The organism is Chryseobacterium sp. CCNWLW53 (assembly GCF_037083525.1).
Taxonomy (GTDB): Bacteria; Bacteroidota; Bacteroidia; order Flavobacteriales; family Weeksellaceae; genus Chryseobacterium; species Chryseobacterium lathyri.
Map to the genome: position 1 here is coordinate 590,885 of NZ_JBAOJR010000002.1, position 16,637 is coordinate 607,521.

At 36.1% G+C, this 16,637-nt stretch carries 17 protein-coding genes; 12 read left to right on the forward strand and 5 right to left on the reverse strand.

Annotation, left to right across the window (positions count from 1 at the left end):
- Position 1: 1 nt before the first annotated feature.
- The 8 genes from V6R96_RS07665 to V6R96_RS07700 all read left to right on the forward strand — a co-directional run bounded on the left by V6R96_RS07665 (position 2) and on the right by V6R96_RS07700 (position 8,357).
- A complete protein-coding gene (locus V6R96_RS07665) occupies positions 2 to 1,087 on the forward strand; it encodes an EpsG family protein (protein WP_336378557.1) in 1,086 nt (361 codons plus the stop codon).
- On the forward strand, positions 1,087 to 1,890 hold the full coding sequence (locus tag V6R96_RS07670) for a glycosyltransferase family 2 protein (RefSeq protein ID WP_336378558.1): 804 nt from the start codon (positions 1,087 to 1,089) through the stop codon (positions 1,888 to 1,890). The genes V6R96_RS07665 and V6R96_RS07670 overlap by 1 nt, the downstream gene beginning before the upstream one ends.
- Positions 1,890 to 3,269, forward strand: a complete 1,380-nt coding sequence (locus V6R96_RS07675) for a phenylacetate--CoA ligase family protein (protein WP_336378559.1) — start codon at positions 1,890 to 1,892, stop codon at positions 3,267 to 3,269. The genes V6R96_RS07670 and V6R96_RS07675 overlap by 1 nt, the downstream gene beginning before the upstream one ends.
- The gene (locus V6R96_RS07680) at positions 3,266 to 4,402 is read left to right on the forward strand and encodes a right-handed parallel beta-helix repeat-containing protein (protein WP_223559254.1); all 1,137 of its coding nucleotides are present in this window, start codon (positions 3,266 to 3,268) and stop codon (positions 4,400 to 4,402) included. The genes V6R96_RS07675 and V6R96_RS07680 overlap by 4 nt, the downstream gene beginning before the upstream one ends.
- A 439-nt stretch (positions 4,403 to 4,841) precedes the next feature.
- Positions 4,842 to 5,945, forward strand: a complete 1,104-nt coding sequence (locus V6R96_RS07685) for a glycosyltransferase family 4 protein (RefSeq protein WP_336378560.1) — start codon at positions 4,842 to 4,844, stop codon at positions 5,943 to 5,945.
- Positions 5,938 to 6,543, forward strand: coding sequence for a sugar transferase (locus V6R96_RS07690; RefSeq protein ID WP_111958370.1), 606 nt, complete (start codon positions 5,938 to 5,940; stop codon positions 6,541 to 6,543). Before V6R96_RS07685 ends, V6R96_RS07690 begins: the two co-directional genes overlap by 8 nt.
- A 23-nt stretch (positions 6,544 to 6,566) precedes the next feature.
- A complete protein-coding gene (locus V6R96_RS07695) occupies positions 6,567 to 7,169 on the forward strand; it encodes an acetyltransferase (RefSeq protein WP_223559256.1) in 603 nt (200 codons plus the stop codon).
- 21 nt (positions 7,170 to 7,190) lie between these two features.
- Positions 7,191 to 8,357, forward strand: coding sequence for a DegT/DnrJ/EryC1/StrS family aminotransferase (locus V6R96_RS07700; RefSeq protein ID WP_111958366.1), 1,167 nt, complete (start codon positions 7,191 to 7,193; stop codon positions 8,355 to 8,357).
- 141 nt (positions 8,358 to 8,498) lie between these two features.
- Here V6R96_RS07700 and V6R96_RS07705 read toward each other — a convergent pair whose 3' ends face one another.
- Entirely contained in the window at positions 8,499 to 8,909 is a 411-nt protein-coding gene (locus V6R96_RS07705) for a VOC family protein (RefSeq protein WP_336378561.1), read from the reverse strand.
- A 507-nt stretch (positions 8,910 to 9,416) separates the two neighbouring features.
- Between V6R96_RS07705 and V6R96_RS07710 the strand changes: the two genes are divergently transcribed.
- Both V6R96_RS07710 and V6R96_RS07715 read left to right on the forward strand, forming a co-directional pair.
- The gene (locus V6R96_RS07710) at positions 9,417 to 10,046 is read left to right on the forward strand and encodes a TetR/AcrR family transcriptional regulator (protein ID WP_111958362.1); all 630 of its coding nucleotides are present in this window, start codon (positions 9,417 to 9,419) and stop codon (positions 10,044 to 10,046) included.
- A gap of 231 nt (positions 10,047 to 10,277) precedes the next feature.
- A complete protein-coding gene (locus V6R96_RS07715) occupies positions 10,278 to 10,784 on the forward strand; it encodes a RidA family protein (RefSeq protein WP_336378562.1) in 507 nt (168 codons plus the stop codon).
- Positions 10,785 to 10,851: 67 nt separating this feature from the next.
- Here V6R96_RS07715 and V6R96_RS07720 read toward each other — a convergent pair whose 3' ends face one another.
- The 3 genes from V6R96_RS07720 to V6R96_RS07730 form a co-directional block, all read right to left on the reverse strand.
- Positions 10,852 to 12,057, reverse strand: a complete 1,206-nt coding sequence (locus tag V6R96_RS07720; RefSeq protein ID WP_407934754.1) for an MFS transporter — start codon at positions 12,055 to 12,057, stop codon at positions 10,852 to 10,854.
- A gap of 93 nt (positions 12,058 to 12,150) precedes the next feature.
- A complete protein-coding gene (locus tag V6R96_RS07725) occupies positions 12,151 to 13,065 on the reverse strand; it encodes a helix-turn-helix transcriptional regulator (protein WP_336378564.1) in 915 nt (304 codons plus the stop codon).
- Between the two features lie 109 nt (positions 13,066 to 13,174).
- Positions 13,175 to 13,684, reverse strand: coding sequence for a hypothetical protein (locus V6R96_RS07730; RefSeq protein ID WP_111958356.1), 510 nt, complete (start codon positions 13,682 to 13,684; stop codon positions 13,175 to 13,177).
- Between the two features lie 379 nt (positions 13,685 to 14,063).
- Between V6R96_RS07730 and V6R96_RS07735 the strand changes: the two genes are divergently transcribed.
- Positions 14,064 to 14,240, forward strand: a complete 177-nt coding sequence (locus V6R96_RS07735) for a histone H1 (RefSeq protein ID WP_040994607.1) — start codon at positions 14,064 to 14,066, stop codon at positions 14,238 to 14,240.
- Between the two features lie 173 nt (positions 14,241 to 14,413).
- Positions 14,414 to 15,985, forward strand: coding sequence for a M28 family peptidase (locus V6R96_RS07740; RefSeq protein WP_336378565.1), 1,572 nt, complete (start codon positions 14,414 to 14,416; stop codon positions 15,983 to 15,985).
- Positions 15,986 to 16,049: 64 nt separating this feature from the next.
- Here the strand turns inward: V6R96_RS07740 and V6R96_RS07745 are convergent, their stop codons facing one another.
- Entirely contained in the window at positions 16,050 to 16,553 is a 504-nt protein-coding gene (locus V6R96_RS07745; RefSeq protein ID WP_336378566.1) for an RDD family protein, read from the reverse strand.
- Between the last annotated feature and the right edge of the window lie 84 nt (positions 16,554 to 16,637).

Here is a 16,637-nt window from a genome sequence, read left to right on the forward strand (position 1 = left end):
AATGGACGCCATTATAAATGCATTTAATTTAAGATTTACACTTGTTTATTTAAGTGTAGCACTTTTTGCTGTCATTTTGATTAATGAATATATCTACAGAAGAAAAAACTCTGATGAAATTCAGAATTTTTTATTAATATTTTTTGCATTGGTTATGATATTACTGATCGGATTCCGGGATAAGAAAGTAGGCTCGGATTCAGAAAGATCACTGATCTATTTCACCGGAGCTAAAGTGGTAAGATCTTTAAGTGAACTCAAGGATATAGGAATTTACTTTGTTTCCATGCTGGCCCGTAAGCTGAGTGACAATTATAAAGCATTTTTTACATTAAATGCCATATTATACGTAACGCCAATTATTGTAGGGATAAGAAATTTGACCCAGAAAAACAGATTTCTAATTTTCTTTATTGTGGTCAGTATGTTCTTCTTTAAAACAATGGGGATCAACACGACAAGACAGGGGATTGCTTTCTCTTTCTTTTTTCTGGCCGTAACCTATTTTGATAAGAAAAAGTGGTTAGCCATTGTGTTTTTCATCATTGCATTTTTTAACCATGCTTCCATTATCATCCCTATTGTGGTTTTCTTAATGTCTACCAAGATCAATAACCTCAAGGTTATATTTTCCATTTACATTGTGGCTACCATACTGTCATTGGTGAATTTTAATCTTAATGATCTTTTAGGGAAGATCCCGGTACTGAATATTCTGGTAGAGGAAAGATTGGATCAGTATTATGCAAAAGGGGCTAAAGTAGCGTACAAAACAGGGTTCAGACTGAACTTTTTTGTATTCAATACCATATTTGCGGTGATTGGGTATTATACCCTTAAAAATATTGAAAATATAGAGGAGAAGTTAAAGTATAAAAGGTTTTATGTAACGTATATGCTTACATCGGCTTTTTTCTTTCTGATGTTCTCCGCAGCATTCAGTGACCGTTTTGGTTTCCTGTCATGGATCTTCATTCCTTTTCTGATGTATCCATACACGCAGACCAACAGAAAAATAGGATTTATCAATTTATTGGGAGTATTCTTTATTTGTTTCTTCTTGTTTTTAATATTTAATTTAAAATAATGATATCAGTAGTAATCCCTTTGTACAACAAAGAAAAATATATTAAGGAAACCATCCTTAAAGTGCTGAATCAGACGTATCAGCATTTTGAAATCATTATTGTTAATGATGGCAGCAAAGATAAAGGTCCGGACATCGTGAGTGAAATAGATGATCCAAGAGTGAAGCTGTTTAATAAAGAAAATGGAGGTGTTTCTTCAGCCCGTAATGCCGGAATTGAAAAATCCCGGTATGAATACATTGCGTTTCTGGATGCTGATGACGAATGGCTGCCCAATCATTTGGAAGAAATTAGTAAGCTGATTACAAGATATAAGGACCATGCAGATGTTTTTGTGACCAATTTTGCAAGAAAATATGGTACAGGAAACATTGTTGATAATAGAAAACAGGATGAGCTTAAAGAAGGATTGGTCAAAGACTATTTCAAAATAGTTCTTAAAAAAGGAGTAATCCATACCTCCTGTGTATGTGTGAGTAAAAAAGCTTTATTAAAAGTCAACTCATTCGATGAACGCTTATCCAGAGGAGAAGATATGGATCTGTGGGCGAGACTGGCCAGAGAATTTGGAATAGCCTATTCCCCTGCAGTGACGGAATTATACCTGCAGGAGGCAGAAAACAATAGCGGAGGAAAGTCAGATGTAACAAGATCCATCATCTATCATCTGGACTTTTCTACAGTAAAATCTATAGACGAGAAAAAATATTTAAAAAATTTACTCTATAGAAAATATGCTTCATTATTGAAGAATATGGATTTTGGAAACTTTACTAAATTAATGATTAAACAAGGCTTTTAATGAAAGAGAAAGTATATAAAATATTACCCGGTTTTCTTCAGAACTGTTTGGTCTATGCCTATAACAGGCAGGCCTACAAAAGAAGATATGGCGGCGAATACCAGAATTTCAGGAAAGAGAAAAAACAAAACCGCCATTTATCATTAGAAGAATTAAAAGCATATCAGAAAAACAGGTATGCACAATTCATAGAATTTGTAACCCAAAACTCGGATTATTATAAAAAAACGATCGGAAATATCGAGCATGCTGAATTAATAGAAAATATTTCCAGCCTGCCCATCGTTAATAAAGAAGTGCTCCGTAATAATATTGATGCCATTACGGTAAAAACTTCAGAAAAATTAGAAAAATCCAAAACAGGAGGGACTACAGGAAAATCCCTGGAAGTGAAGTTCTTTTTCAGAGACAGTCAGGAGAGATTTGCATTTTTAGATGATTTCAGATCCAGATTCGGGTACGAACTGGGCAAAAAGACGGCCTGGTTCTCCGGTAAAAATTTATTGACGGATAGCGATGTTAAAAAGAAAATATTCTGGAAGACAGATTTTGTACATCATGTCCGTTACTATTCCACATTCCATATCAAGGATGATTATCTTAAATATTATGTGGAAGATCTTATCCGTTTCACACCGGAATATTTTGTGGGATTTCCCTCTACCATCCTGGAAATTGCCAAATATGGCATAGCTAACGGATACGACTTTCCGGAAAATGCCGTGAAAGCGGTTTTCCCAACGGCAGAAACCATTACCGATGAAACAAGATACTATATTGAGAAATTTTTTAAAACAAAACTTTACAATCAATATGCTTCCTCTGAAGGCGCTCCTTTTATCATTGAGTGCGTAAAAGGAAATCTTCATTTAGAATTGCAGACTGGGGTTTTTGAAGTTTTAGATGAAAATAATCAGCCTGCGCAGTCCGGAAGGCTGGTGGTCACTTCATTTACAACGTCTGCTACTCCATTGGTAAGATATGATATCGGGGATTCAATAACCCTTGAAGATGCGGATAAAAAATGCAGCTGTGGAAATAACAATCCTCTGGTAAAAGAAATTTTAGGGAGAATTGATGACTTTATCTATTCCGTTGAAAACGGAAAAATCAATTTGGGAAATGTTTCCAATACCTTAAAAGATACAAAGGGAATTATTAGATTTCAAGCTGTACAGAACAAATTGGAAGAGTTGGATTTATATGTCGTTATTGATAAAGAAATCTATTCAAAACAAATTGAAAAAGTATTTATAGGAAATTGGAAAGACAGAGTGGGGAATGCTATGAAAATACATTTACATTATGTTAATGAAATTCCTGTTGAAGGTAGCGGTAAATATAGAATTGTGAAAAATAATATAAAAGATTTGTTATGAAAATTATAAAATCATTTTTAATATTGAGTTTGTTAACCTTTTCAATCATTTGTTGCTCTCAACGAAGAGATAAGGTATTCATTGATAAATCATTAATAGTAACTCAGAATATTGCTGTTCAAACGGATGATTTTTTCAAAGTTGAAACAGTACTTCCAAAGGGTTATGTGAAAGACGGAACTGTTGATTATACAACTTATATTCAAAAAGCTATTGATGCCAATAATAAAGTCATCATGCCAAACTTCCCATTAATGACTAGTGGAATTTTTGCACAATCCAATTCACAGATCTATTTTCAGAAAAACTCTTCCTTAATATTAAAACCAACAGCCAATGTAAGATACCAGATCATTAGCTTACATGGTATCGAAAATGTTAAAATTTACAACCCTACATTAATAGGTGATCGTGAAAAACATTTGGATTCTAAAGGTGAATGGGGATTCGGTATTGATATAAGGGGCTCAAGAAATATTGATATTTTTAATGTCAATATATCAGATTGCTGGGGTGATGGGATTGTATTGGTCAAAACTATGAGGAATATAAGATCAGGTATTACCAAAGAAAAATTATTAGAAACGGAAAAAATTAACATTATGGGTGGGATTATAAACAATGTTAGAAGAAATGGAATAACAATTGCTGGAGGTAAAGATGTATTTATAAAAAATTTGTTAATTGCAAACATTGATGGAACAAATCCTATGGCTGGTATTGATATTGAACCTGATGACAGCTCTAATGATTTGGAAAATATCAATATTGATAATGTAAAAATAAATAACGCCAATGTAGGTATAGATTTGCATTTAGGACAATATGGTAATCGAACTATGTCAAAATCGGTTACAATTTCCTGCAGCAATATTTCCGTTGAAAACTCCAATACAGGAATTTATATTGCAGGATATAAAAACAAACCAGATATTAAAGAGATGAAAGGTTATTTTAAAGTGGATAAGTTTGTTACTCGTAATGTTGCAAAACCTTTTGAAAAAAGAGAACAGTTTGGATTATATCCTATGATTCAAATGAACAACTATAAATTTAATATCAATAACAAAATTGATAGTTCTACAGAATCGCTTTTAAAACATGTTAAAGACAGTAGCAAGTTCACATATTAATGGGTGCAGCTATAAAACAAAATCAGAGTAGAATTAAAGAATCATTAAGATATTTCTGCAAATGATTATCTGGAGAGCGTTATGATATATAGACTTAATAGAAGTACGGATTATTGTACTTGTTTCCAGGTCAATTAGATAGCATAAATAGCCTCTATAAAAAATACACAAAGACAGAACGGAAATTATTTAGTTTGAAAGCAGTATTGATTTCAGAACCAAATTTCATGTGAAATGAGGTTAGATTTTAAAACTCATTCAAAGCATAATAGATATGCATTAAAAACTCGGTAATAAAACGCCTTAAAATATAAGGGGTTAGTTACGAAGGAGTAGAAGATGATAGAACTAAATATTTAAAGATTTGAAAACTAAACTAATTCGCATAACAACAATTCCGCTTTCTTTAAAAATATTATTAAAGGGGCAGCATCGATTTATGTCAGAACATTTTGAAGTAATAGGAGTTTCTTCGCCTGGAAAAGAATTGGATGAGGTGAAAAATGATGAGGAAATACAAGTCATTGCTATTGATATGTCTCGTCAGATTACTCCAGTTAAAGATATTAAATCTTTATGGAGTACTTATAAGCTTTTAAGAAAAGAAAAGCCACAAATCGTACACACGCACACACCTAAAGCCGGTATAGTAGGTATGTTGGCAGCAAAGCTGGCTGGAGTTCCTCACCGATTACATACCATAGCAGGTTTGCCATTGATGGAAGTAACAGGTATGAAACGTGAAATTCTAAACTTCGTAGAGAAATTAACATATGCATCTGCAACAAAGGTATATCCAAACTCAAAAGGGCTATATGAATACATCCTGCAGAATAATTATACTCATAAAAGCAAAATAAAAGTAATTGGAAATGGGTCGTCCAATGGAATTGATACTTCTTATTTTTCGACTGACCAGGTGACACAAGCACAGAAAGATCTTTTAAAAAAAGAATTGAATATAGAAGATGCACATTTTGTGTTTGTCTTTGTAGGACGTTTGGTAGGGGATAAAGGAATTAACGAATTGGTCAAAGCCTTTTCTCACATAAACAAGAAAGAAAATTCACAGCGCCAGTCCAAATTATTACTGGTTGGCCCACTGGAACAGGAGCTGGATCCTCTGCATCCGGATACATTAAGAGAAATTGAAAATAACCCGGATATCATATCGGTAGGTTTTCAGAAAGATGTACGTCCTTATTTTGCTATTTCCGATGCATTGGCCTTTCCAAGCTACCGGGAAGGGTTTCCAAATGTAGTGATGCAGGCGGGAGCAATGGGATTACCAAGCATTGTTTCTGATATCAACGGATGCAACGAAATTATTATAGAAGACCAAAATGGAGCAATAGTTCCGGTCAAAAACAGTGAAAAGCTTAGTGAAGCAATGAGAAAAATGAAATTGGACACAGATTATTATCAGAAATTAAAAATGAATGCCCGGCCGATGATCGAATCTCGTTATGAGCAGTCTGTTATCTGGAACGCTTTATTGAGTGAATACAAAAAACTAATTAAAGAAAAAGATTACCGTGTATAAGTTTTTTTTAAAACGGGTTATAGATTTTCTGATTGCGTTAATAGGGCTGATCTTGTTGTCACCTGTTTTCATTATTGTCACGGTCTTGCTGTATTTCGCAAATCAGGGCAAACCATTCTTTTTGCAGGCACGGCCTGGGTTAAATGAGAAGATATTTAATATCATCAAGTTTAAGACAATGAATGATAAAAAAGACGGACAAGGTAATTACCTGCCCGATTCGGAACGCTTAACAAGGGTTGGAAGTTTTATACGTCAGACTTCCCTGGATGAGCTTCCACAGTTAATTAATGTATTGAAAGGAGACATGGCGATTATAGGTCCCAGACCTCTGTTGCCGCATTACCTTTCTTTATATAATGAATCTCAAAAACGAAGACACAATATACGCCCTGGCATTACAGGCTGGGCGCAGGTAAATGGGAGAAATGCCATTTCCTGGACGATGAAATTTGAATTAGATATTTGGTACATAGAGAATGTATCATTTGCAACAGATTGCAAAGTGATGTTCCTTACTTTAAAAAAAGTAATAAAAAAGGAAGGCATAAACCAGGCTGATCAGGCCACGGTAGAGGCTTTTACAGGAAATAATTAATTTAAATTAAATGTAGACAGAATATGTATTTATACGGAGCAAGTGGTCATGGTAAAGTAGTGGCCGAAATCGCCGAAGAATGCGGTTATAATATTGAAGCCTATATCGACGAAAATCCGTCGAAGGAGAGAGTGTTGAATTATACTGTTATTCACGAAGCTCCGCCCTATGATATAGAAGTGCTTATTTCTATAGGAAACAACAGGTTACGGAAAAGAGTAGTTAATCGGGGTGAGCATTTCAATTATGTTACCCTCCTTCATCCCAAAGCAATACTATCTAAAAGATTAAAAATCGAAGAAGGAACTATCGTTATGCCTGGTGTGACTATAAATGCAGCAGTAAGGATAGGGAAACACTGTATTATCAATACCAATGCTTCTATTGATCACGATTGTGTTATCGAAGATTTTGTCCATATATCTCCAAATGTCGCACTGGCAGGAAACGTATATGTAGGGGAAGGAACCCATATTGGAATCGGAGCCAGCGTGATACAGGGAATAGAAATTGGCAAATGGTGCACTATTGGTGCCGGAGCTGTCATTATTAGCGATGTACCGGATGGCGCTACAGTAGTAGGTAATCCGGGTAAAGTAATAAAAAGTAGAAGTTTAAATATTTAGTAAAATTTAGAATAGTAAAATATGAAATCAAAAGTATGGTTGTCCTCTCCCCATTTGGGTGGAAACGAATTAAAATACATTAAAGAAGCATTCGCCGCAAATTGGGTAGCACCCTTAGGGCCGAATGTTGATGGTTTTGAACAAGATTTGGAGTTATTCTTAAATGAAGATGTAAAAGTAGCTGCACTTTCTGCAGGAACTGCTGCTTTACACCTGGCATTAATTGAGTGCGATGTCACTCATGGAGACGAGGTTATCTGTCAGTCTATGACATTTTCTGCCTCTGCTAATCCTATTGTCTATCTGGGAGCTGTTCCCGTATTCATAGATTCCGAAAAAGATACCTGGAATATGTGTCCGGTCGCTTTAAAAGAAGCTATAGAAGACAGAATTTCAAAAGGCAAAAAGCCCAAAGCAATTATTGTCGTTCACCTTTACGGAATGCCGGCAAAAATGGATGAGATTTTATCCATTGCTGCAGAGTATGACATTCCTTTAATTGAAGATGCCGCTGAATCATTAGGCTCCAGATATAAAGGAAAAGCCTGCGGAACTTTTGGCCGTTTCGGTATCCTGTCATTCAACGGAAACAAAATTATTACGACTTCCGGAGGAGGCGCATTGGTATGCCATTCCCAGGAAGACAAAGATAAAGCGGTATTCCTTTCTACACAGGCAAGGGATAATGCCCCACATTATCAGCATTCTCAAATTGGATATAATTATAGAATGAGCAATATCAGTGCGGGAATCGGAAGAGGACAAATGGAAGTGCTGGATGAGAGGGTAGAAGGCCGTAGAAGAATGCATAGCTTTTATTCAGAACTCTGTGAAAATATAGAAGGAGTAAAAATATTTTCAGAACCTGATTCAGATTTTTACAGCAATCACTGGTTATCCGTTATTACAGTTGAGGGTGCAAAAACAAAAACATCAAAAAACCACGAAGATTTACGACTGGCATTTCTGAAGGATGACATCGAGTCCCGTCCAATCTGGAAACCGATGCATCTGCAGCCTATATTTAAAGATGCACCCTATTACGGAGGAAAAGTTGCAGAGAATCTGTTCGGAAATAGCTTATGCTTGCCTTCAGGATCTAATCTTTCGGAAGATGAAAGAGCCAGAATTGCAAAAGTAATGCTGGATGTGCTTTCAAATAAGAAAGAATATTCGGTAATGCGGTAATCCAGGTCTGTGTTTTGGAGGCTGACAGATAAAAATTAACACCAAATTATTTATATAAAGTATACTTTCCATTAAGTTGGCACCTCCGGCAGGCCTAGTATAATTAAAAAGTGATCATTTTTAAATGATCACTTTTTATTTTTATCCTTTAGCTATAAATTTTTTTATTGACTCCTTTGTTAAAGGGGTAAAGAAATTCACCAGATTGCCATCAGGATCTCTGAACAATAATGATTTGTTCCCCCACGGCATCGTGGTTGGCTCCTGTATAATAGAAGAAGATAGAAAATTTTGTAAGCGTTCAAATTCTTTCTCTACATCATCAACTAAAAATTCTATGATTGCAGAACGGTTTTCAGCAGCTTGTATCAAACCTTCTCCACCAAAAAACTGCAGTGTTCGCACGCTTCCGATAGCAATGGTTGCTGTTGCTGTTTTCAGTTCAGCAAAATCGGGAGTATACTGTATGGCCTGTATTCCTGTTATTTGTTCATAAAATGGTACTAAATTTTCAATATTAGCCGTGATAATACGTATTGATACTAAATTCATTGTTGAAGATTTTTAATTAGGCTACAAAAATAGAATGGAGCTGTGACAAGTAGGTGTCAGTAGGTATTTATTGGTTTACAATTTTTTAATTTATTCAGTTTAATTGTAACTGTCAGATTAAATGTTGACTACTTTTTAAAATCAAAAACAGCATCATTAGAAGTTAAATGATGCTGTCCACATTTAGTGTTTTTACCTTAGTTGTTTAGATTCGAAATCATAATTTTTAATGCCCCAGTAACGGTCTTCATCATTTCACCCTCATTGTTTTTGATGCATTCCTAAACTGAGGAAATAAACTGACTCATTTTGCGATAGGATCATCTGAAAGCTGTTTTGCCTTAAAATATACCATGGTGCGCTATGAATTTTTTTTAGTTGTTTCAACCTAAATTGTGTTAAATATATATAGAATGGTTTAGTTTGTGCAAATATACAAAACAAGACACTATTCAGTGTCTAAAATAATTAAAATTTTCTTAAACTTGTATAATCTAATGTTTAGCTATGGAAAGAAAATCAGCAGCAGGCAGTGTCCGGAACAAGGAACGAAGTAAAAAGAAATTTTTGGATGCCGTTGGAAAGATATTGAAAACGAAAGGATATGCGGCATTAAAGATAAATGATATCGCAATTACAGCCGGAGTAGATAAAAAAATGATCTACACCTATTTTGGCGGTATGGATGGTTTGATGGATGAATATATCCGGTCTCAAGATTATTGGAGTAATGTAACCACCGATACAATGATGCCCGATCCAAAAGACGGAGGAAAAGCATTTACTGAGGCAATGTTACTGCAGCAATTTGACTATGTGCGCAGCAACAAGGAGCTGCAGAAACTTTTATTGTGGCGCTTGTCTGAATCCCGGAAATCCCTGACAAAGCTGACCAATATGCAGGAAGAAAACGGGGAAACTCTTTTTAAGTTAGTTATCGATCCTCATTTCGGAGAACGTTCGCAGGATTTCCGTGCAATAGCGGCCATTTTAGTTTCAGGACTTTATTACCTGAACATGTATGCATCCGTAAATGGCAGTGTGTTTTGCGGTATAGATCTTAATACTGATGACGGCCGTGATAAAATCAAAAAAGCGGTATCTTTTTTAATAGATCAGACTTATGAGAATCTGTAATATTTAGTTAAGATAAGAAAATCAATTGCATTTGTGCTTTTTACTTTAAACTGCTCTTCTTATTTATGAAGTGTACCCACTATATATGCCAGATCATGTATTGCTATTATTACCCAAAAAAACTGGTAAATATACCGTCTATAAAAGCTAAAAACGTCAACATATGTTTATTTTTCTAAAAATATTGAAATCTAAATTTGCTTCAATATTTTAGAACAAATAATAGATATCATGAAAAGTTTAGTATTGAATTTATCCACTCTCTGTGTAGGATTTTTGGCTTTCTCACAAAATACAAATCACCATAAACCAAAAAAAGCAACTAATTTGGCTGCTGTCGTCCACAAAAATCCGAAAGGTCTTTTTGATCCGGCGCCATTTGCTTTTTCTCATGCTACAACGAATGAAGTTGAGGGGAAATATGTATTTATATCCGGACAAAGTGGAGGAGAAGGCTTGGAACATCATCTTTCTAAAGATTTTAGGACTCAGGTCAAGTTTTCTCTGGAAAACTTGGAAACCGTACTTGCCGATTATCAGTTAGGAGTTAATGACGTTCTTAAAATTACGGTTTTAATTGTTGATCATGATCAGGAGAAACTTAAAATATGGACAGAGGAAATGCAGAAAATATGGAAAAATAAAAAGTTCCCGGCAAGTACTTTAATTCCGGTTCCCAGACTGGCACTGGATGATATGATGATAGAAGTAGATGCCGTTGCTTTCATTAAAAAGTAAGAATGCTTATAGATCTGGGAATAAGCCATTTTTATAATATTTAATTGAAAAAATAAAAAAGCAGAGATTAATTCTCTGCTTGTTCTTTTTTGACGGCTTGGTGCATGACCAGGATAATTCCCAAAAGTATAATGGCAATCGCCAGATAACGCCAGGCAAGACCATCCTGTTCCGTGACAGTTCCACTGACCGAAATAATAAAACTTGTAATAGAAGTAATCACGTACACTAGTCCGCCCATCAGTCCACCTGCTGTTCCCGCATTTTTAGGAAAATAAAGCATACTGGTTGTAAAAAATGACGTAAACAAAATCCCGGAACAGATATGAATAAAAAATGCAAAAGGAATCATAATGAAAAGGCTTTCCGCATAGAAGCTGGTCGCAATTAGTCCGGTAATCAGAATCAGCTGTAAAATGATAGGCTGTAAAATTCTTTCCTTAAAATCAAGTTTAAGTCTCCGTTTTCCTATAAAACCACCAATCATCCATGAAAATCCTAAAATCAGGGTACAGTACCCGATAACCACTGGAGTAAAATGGAAGGTATTTTCAATGATAAAAGGACCCGTAATATTGAAAAGCATTACAATAGAATAGCTTAGTCCTAAAATGAAAATTCCCAGCATAAAGATCCTGTTTTTTAGCATCATTTTATACAGGCTGATGTTTTCGGAAAGATTAAGTTTCTTTTTCTCCGGTAAGCTTTCACCACTGAAAAACCATTCAAATAAAAACAGCATTCCCGCATAGAAAGCCAGGAAATGAAAATTGGCGTGCCAGTTAAACAGTTTTTCCAGATAACCGCCCAGAAAAGGAGCCAGAATAGGCCCGCACGACCAGACGATCGTGAAATAGCTCAGATAATGCTTTACTTTTTCAGAATCATAGAGATCCACAAAAATAGCCCGTGTAGCAACAACCAGTACGGAAACGGCTGCCCCTTGCAAAATACGGAGCAGACAGATCAGCAGAATACTGTCGGTCATTGTAATTAGGATACTGCTGATGATCAATAGGAATAATGCGACCAGTTTAGGACGGTAGCGCCCGATACTGTCCAGGATTCCCCCTACAAAAAGCTGTGAAATCCCGTAGCTCAGCAGGTAAGACGTTAAAGTGATCTGGATATCCTTTTCAGAGACCTGCATCTCCTTTGCCATCGATGGGAATGATGGTAAATAAATATCAGTGACAAACCCGGAAAGCGGGATCGACACAAAAGCCATAATGGTTATTAATCTGATTCTTTTTTCAGATGCTTCTTTCAACAACATATTCATTCGTTATTTTACTATGCAAAAATAAGCCGGGAATACAGAAATTCAATTTTAAAAGACAAAGTAAAAATTACAAAAATCAAAGATTTAAAATGCATTTTTAAATTTTAAGGGTGAAACCTCTGCATGTTTTTTAAAGAAATTATTGAAATGGGAAGGTTGTTCAAATCCCAGGGTATATCCTATTTCAGCAATATCCCAGTTGGTGTATTTTAACAGGTTTTTGGACTCTTCAAATACCCTATCTTTAATAATTTGAGTCGTGGTAAGCTGAGTGACAGATTTTACCGATGAATTCAAATGATTAACGTGTACATTAAGCTGATCTGCAAAGTCAGAAGCGGTTTTCAGAGCCAGCGGATATGCCGGGGAATCCAATGGAAACTGCTTATTAAGAAGCTCATCAAATAGGCGGTATAAACGGATATTAGCCGGAAGCTCACTGGGATTGATATCATCCACACGGTTCTCCAAAGCGAGGTGCATCACAGAGGCAAGGTGGCTTTTAATACTGCTGCACCGGAAAGGATATGCTGAATTATTCAGCTTATACATCTGCTCAAAATAAAGGGTAGCCAGCTGGGTCTGTTCATCCGTTAAAAAAACAATTGGCTTGCTCCATTCTTTAAACAGAGAAGTCTTCTTAAACAGATTGAATTCAGTATTTCCACTGAAAAATTCCTGATTGAACAGGCAAAAATACCCTTCCTGAAGATCACCGTCGCATTCCCATGAATACGGAATATTAGGCGAAGGAAAAAAGAGGGCAGGTCGGTCAATATACAATTCATGAGATCCATATTGAAATGTGCCTTTTCCCAGAATAAAGCTTATCTTATAATAATCACGGCGGTTATACGGACTTTTAAAGCTGCAATACCTCCGCATAGAAACATTGAAATGCGACTTTCCTGTTTCAAAATCATCAGAATCAAACATTTTTACCTGATTCTTTCGGACGCGTCTGTAATAATCTTCAATAGTTTCCAGCTGATCACTCATAATATAGAAATTATAAAAATCAAAGATACGAAAAGCAATATTAATTTAATATTATTTTAAAGGAGTATGATCAAGTAAGATTATTTTTAAATGGCACAAGTCTGGGAAATTATTTGATGTCCAGTTTTAATAGATGCGACGGCAGTTGAAAAGGTCCGGCTGTAGCATCAGCAATAATGGTGAAACCTGCTTCTTTAAAAAACTCTAAAAGTGGGTCATGAATCATCATATTGAGCCATAATATATCGGTGAAACTGGCTGCAGATCTGCATTTTTTCCAGAGTGACTGTCTGGTTTCCGGTGAATCAAATTCCGAAAGGATCACAAAGCTGATCTCTGTAGCCTTTTTCCCTTCCGGCAGGGCAGGATGGCCGGAACCGCTTTTAAGAATGCTGTAACCGGCAGGCTGATCATCTGCATACGTTATAATAAGCTGGTTGGAAAGGTCATTCAGGTCATTGATCATTTTTCTGGGATCAATATTGCCGGCGATGTATTTTTTGATATCTTCTTCAGGAATAAGTTCTTTATGCAAGGTGTAAACCGAAGAATCGATAATGGTTATAAGATCAGAAATTCCTTCTTCAGAACCCACTGTAAATTTTGAAATTATATTCATGAATCTTTTTTATTCAAAATTAGAAGATTATTGCATTCAAAAGGGATACAATTCCTGTTAATTTATCAGGAACAGTTATTTTGGTTAATATATTTTCGCAGTGCAACGTAACGAATATCTGTTTTCCGGAATTCGAGAGCACCTAAAACTTTGGAATAAGAATAAATAGGCCAGATAAAAGGATGGAAAAATATTCAAATAATGCTCTAGAAGTCCTAATTCGCTTAATAAAAGCCGTTATTTTTTATTATAAATGCAAAGAAAATCAGATTGATAGAAGAAAAGCAGAAAAAAAATGCATTTTAAGCCAAACTTTTTTTGCCTGAGTTAGGCTGGAATTACCATAAAACCTATATTTGCACCCTAAATTTTAAAAATAATGAAAGAACTAATTGAAAAAATCAACGCTGAATTCGAAGCGTTCGCAACTGAGGCTAACCAACAAGCAGAAAAAGGAAACAAAGCTGCAGGTACAAGAGCTCGTAAATCAGCTTTAGAACTTAGCAAACTGTTCAAAGAATTCAGAAAAGTTTCTGTAGAAGAAGCTAAAAAATAATTCGTTCCCAAGCCGGCTCACTGAGCCGGTTTTTTTTGCCTTAATTTAACCAATCAAATTTAGGCTTTGATCAAAACTGCCAGCCCGGAAAATTCGTAAGTTAATCCTTTTATTTCTGCACTTTTTTCTGTATTCAAGCAAATTCTGCTATCTTTAAGCATTCAATATAGGTTATGAAGATAAATAAATTTTTTGCTGTACCAGCGGTTATGCTGGTCGCCCAGTTCTCATGGGCTCAGGTGAAAGTAGATCCGAAAGAAAGGCTTGATCCTGTTGTGAAAAGCTTTGTAGATGAAATCAATAATAATTCCCAGCTGGAAAACATGGCTTATGAGCTTCTGGACGGTATAGGACCGCGTCTTGTAGGAACTCCTGAAATGCTGGCTGCCAATGAATGGTCTGCGGCTAAACTCCGTTCCTGGGGAATAGAATCCAGCCTTCAGCAATTCGGAACATGGAAAGGATGGCAGCGTGGTATTACCCACGTAGATATGGTATACCCCCGTGTAAAATCATTGGCTGCAACACAGCTTGCGTGGAGCCCTGCAACTAAAAAAGCAGTAGAAGCTGAGGTGGTGGTGCTTCCAAAAGTTTCCTCCAAAGCGGAATTCGATGCATGGCTTCCTTCTGCAAAGGGAAAAATAGTGCTTATGGCACAGTATCAGAAGATCGGACGTTCAGACGAGCAGATCAAAGAATTTGCCACACCGGAACTGTATGAAAAACTGAAAGCAGAAAAAGAACAGGCCGGAAAAGACTTCCGTGATTATGTGAAAAACATTGGCTATGACAATAATACACTTCCGGAAGCTTTGGAAAAAGCAGGGGCAGCAGGAATTGCTATTTCCAACTGGACAGGGATTATGGGAGCGAACAGGATTTTCGGAGCGAAAACGTCAAAAATCCCAATGATAGACATTGATGTGGAAGATTACGGAATGCTTTACAGAATGGCAGAAAAAGGGGCGAAACCTAAGATCAGGGTAGAGGCCCAGTCCAGGATTCTTCCTGAGGCGAAAAACTTTAATACGATCGGCGTCATTAAAGGAAAAGAAAAACCTGAGGAATATGTGATCCTTTCTGCCCACCTTGATTCTTGGGATGGGGCTCAGGGAGCAACTGATAATGGGACGGGTACACTTACCATGCTTGAGACCATGAGAATACTAAAAAAATATTACCCCAATAATAAAAGAACTATTATTGTTGGGCTTTGGGGAAGTGAAGAGCAGGGACTTAACGGTTCGAGAGGCTTTGTAGCAGACAACCCGCAGATTATAAAGGGAACACAGGCAGTATTCAATCAGGATAACGGAACCGGACGTGTAATTAATATCAGCGGGCAGGGATTTGTAGATTCTTATAGCTATATCGGGAAATGGTTAACCGGAGTTCCTAAAACCGTGAGAGATCATATTAAAACCGATTTCCCGGGAATGCCTGGCGGAGGCGGCTCTGACCATGCATCATTTGTAGCGGCAGGCGTACCGGGCTTTTCCTTAAGCTCTCTGAACTGGGGATATTTCGGCTACACATGGCACACGACGAAGGATACCTACGACAAGATCGTTTTTGATGAGGTTAAAAATAATGTGGTTTTAACGGCTGCATTGGCTTATATGGCATCGGAAGATCCTGAATTTACGAGCAGGGAAAAAAGAGTATTGCCTCAGGATGATAAAGGAGAAACGGTAAAATGGCCGGAAGTAAAGGAGCCAAGAAGGAATTCTAAAGATTTTAAGTAAAGATATCAGATGTCAGATTACATTAATATGTGTCTTCAAGCTTAAAGAGTAAAGGCTGTACAGATTATTGTGCAGCCTTTGTTTTTTCCTGATAAAGTAATTTTTTTATTTCTTCAATTTTACTTTTCTTAACAATATAAGTTTTACAGATTGTGTTATTCATATGCATGCTGAAATTCATCAGCGTAGTTTCCTTTTCCCATGTATGGGTTGTTGGAGGGATGTAGTCTGTAAATACCGGCCAAAGATTTGTAAGACACAGAAAATTTCTTTTTAATGATAATATTAGACCAGGATAATTTCCAAAATCATCAAGCACCTTTATTTTAAATATGCTTTTACCGAAGGTAGTTCCCCAAAATACTTCACACAAAGCTCCCCAAATAATAACACAGGGAATTGAGTACAGGAAACTGATCACAGGTGTTTTCTTAAACAAAAACAGAAAAGTAAGAAAGAATGGCAATATATCGATAAGTTTTGCAAATAGTCTTTCACTTTCGTTGCCTTTATAGGTGGGGTCGTAAGGAAAATCATATTCAAAAGATTTGTAAATTCTATAACCCATTTGATCAAATTGACGGGTTGCCCTGCGAATAATTCTTTTATCCTTAAGCTCAGATATTTTAATGATTTTTATTTGTTTCTTGTC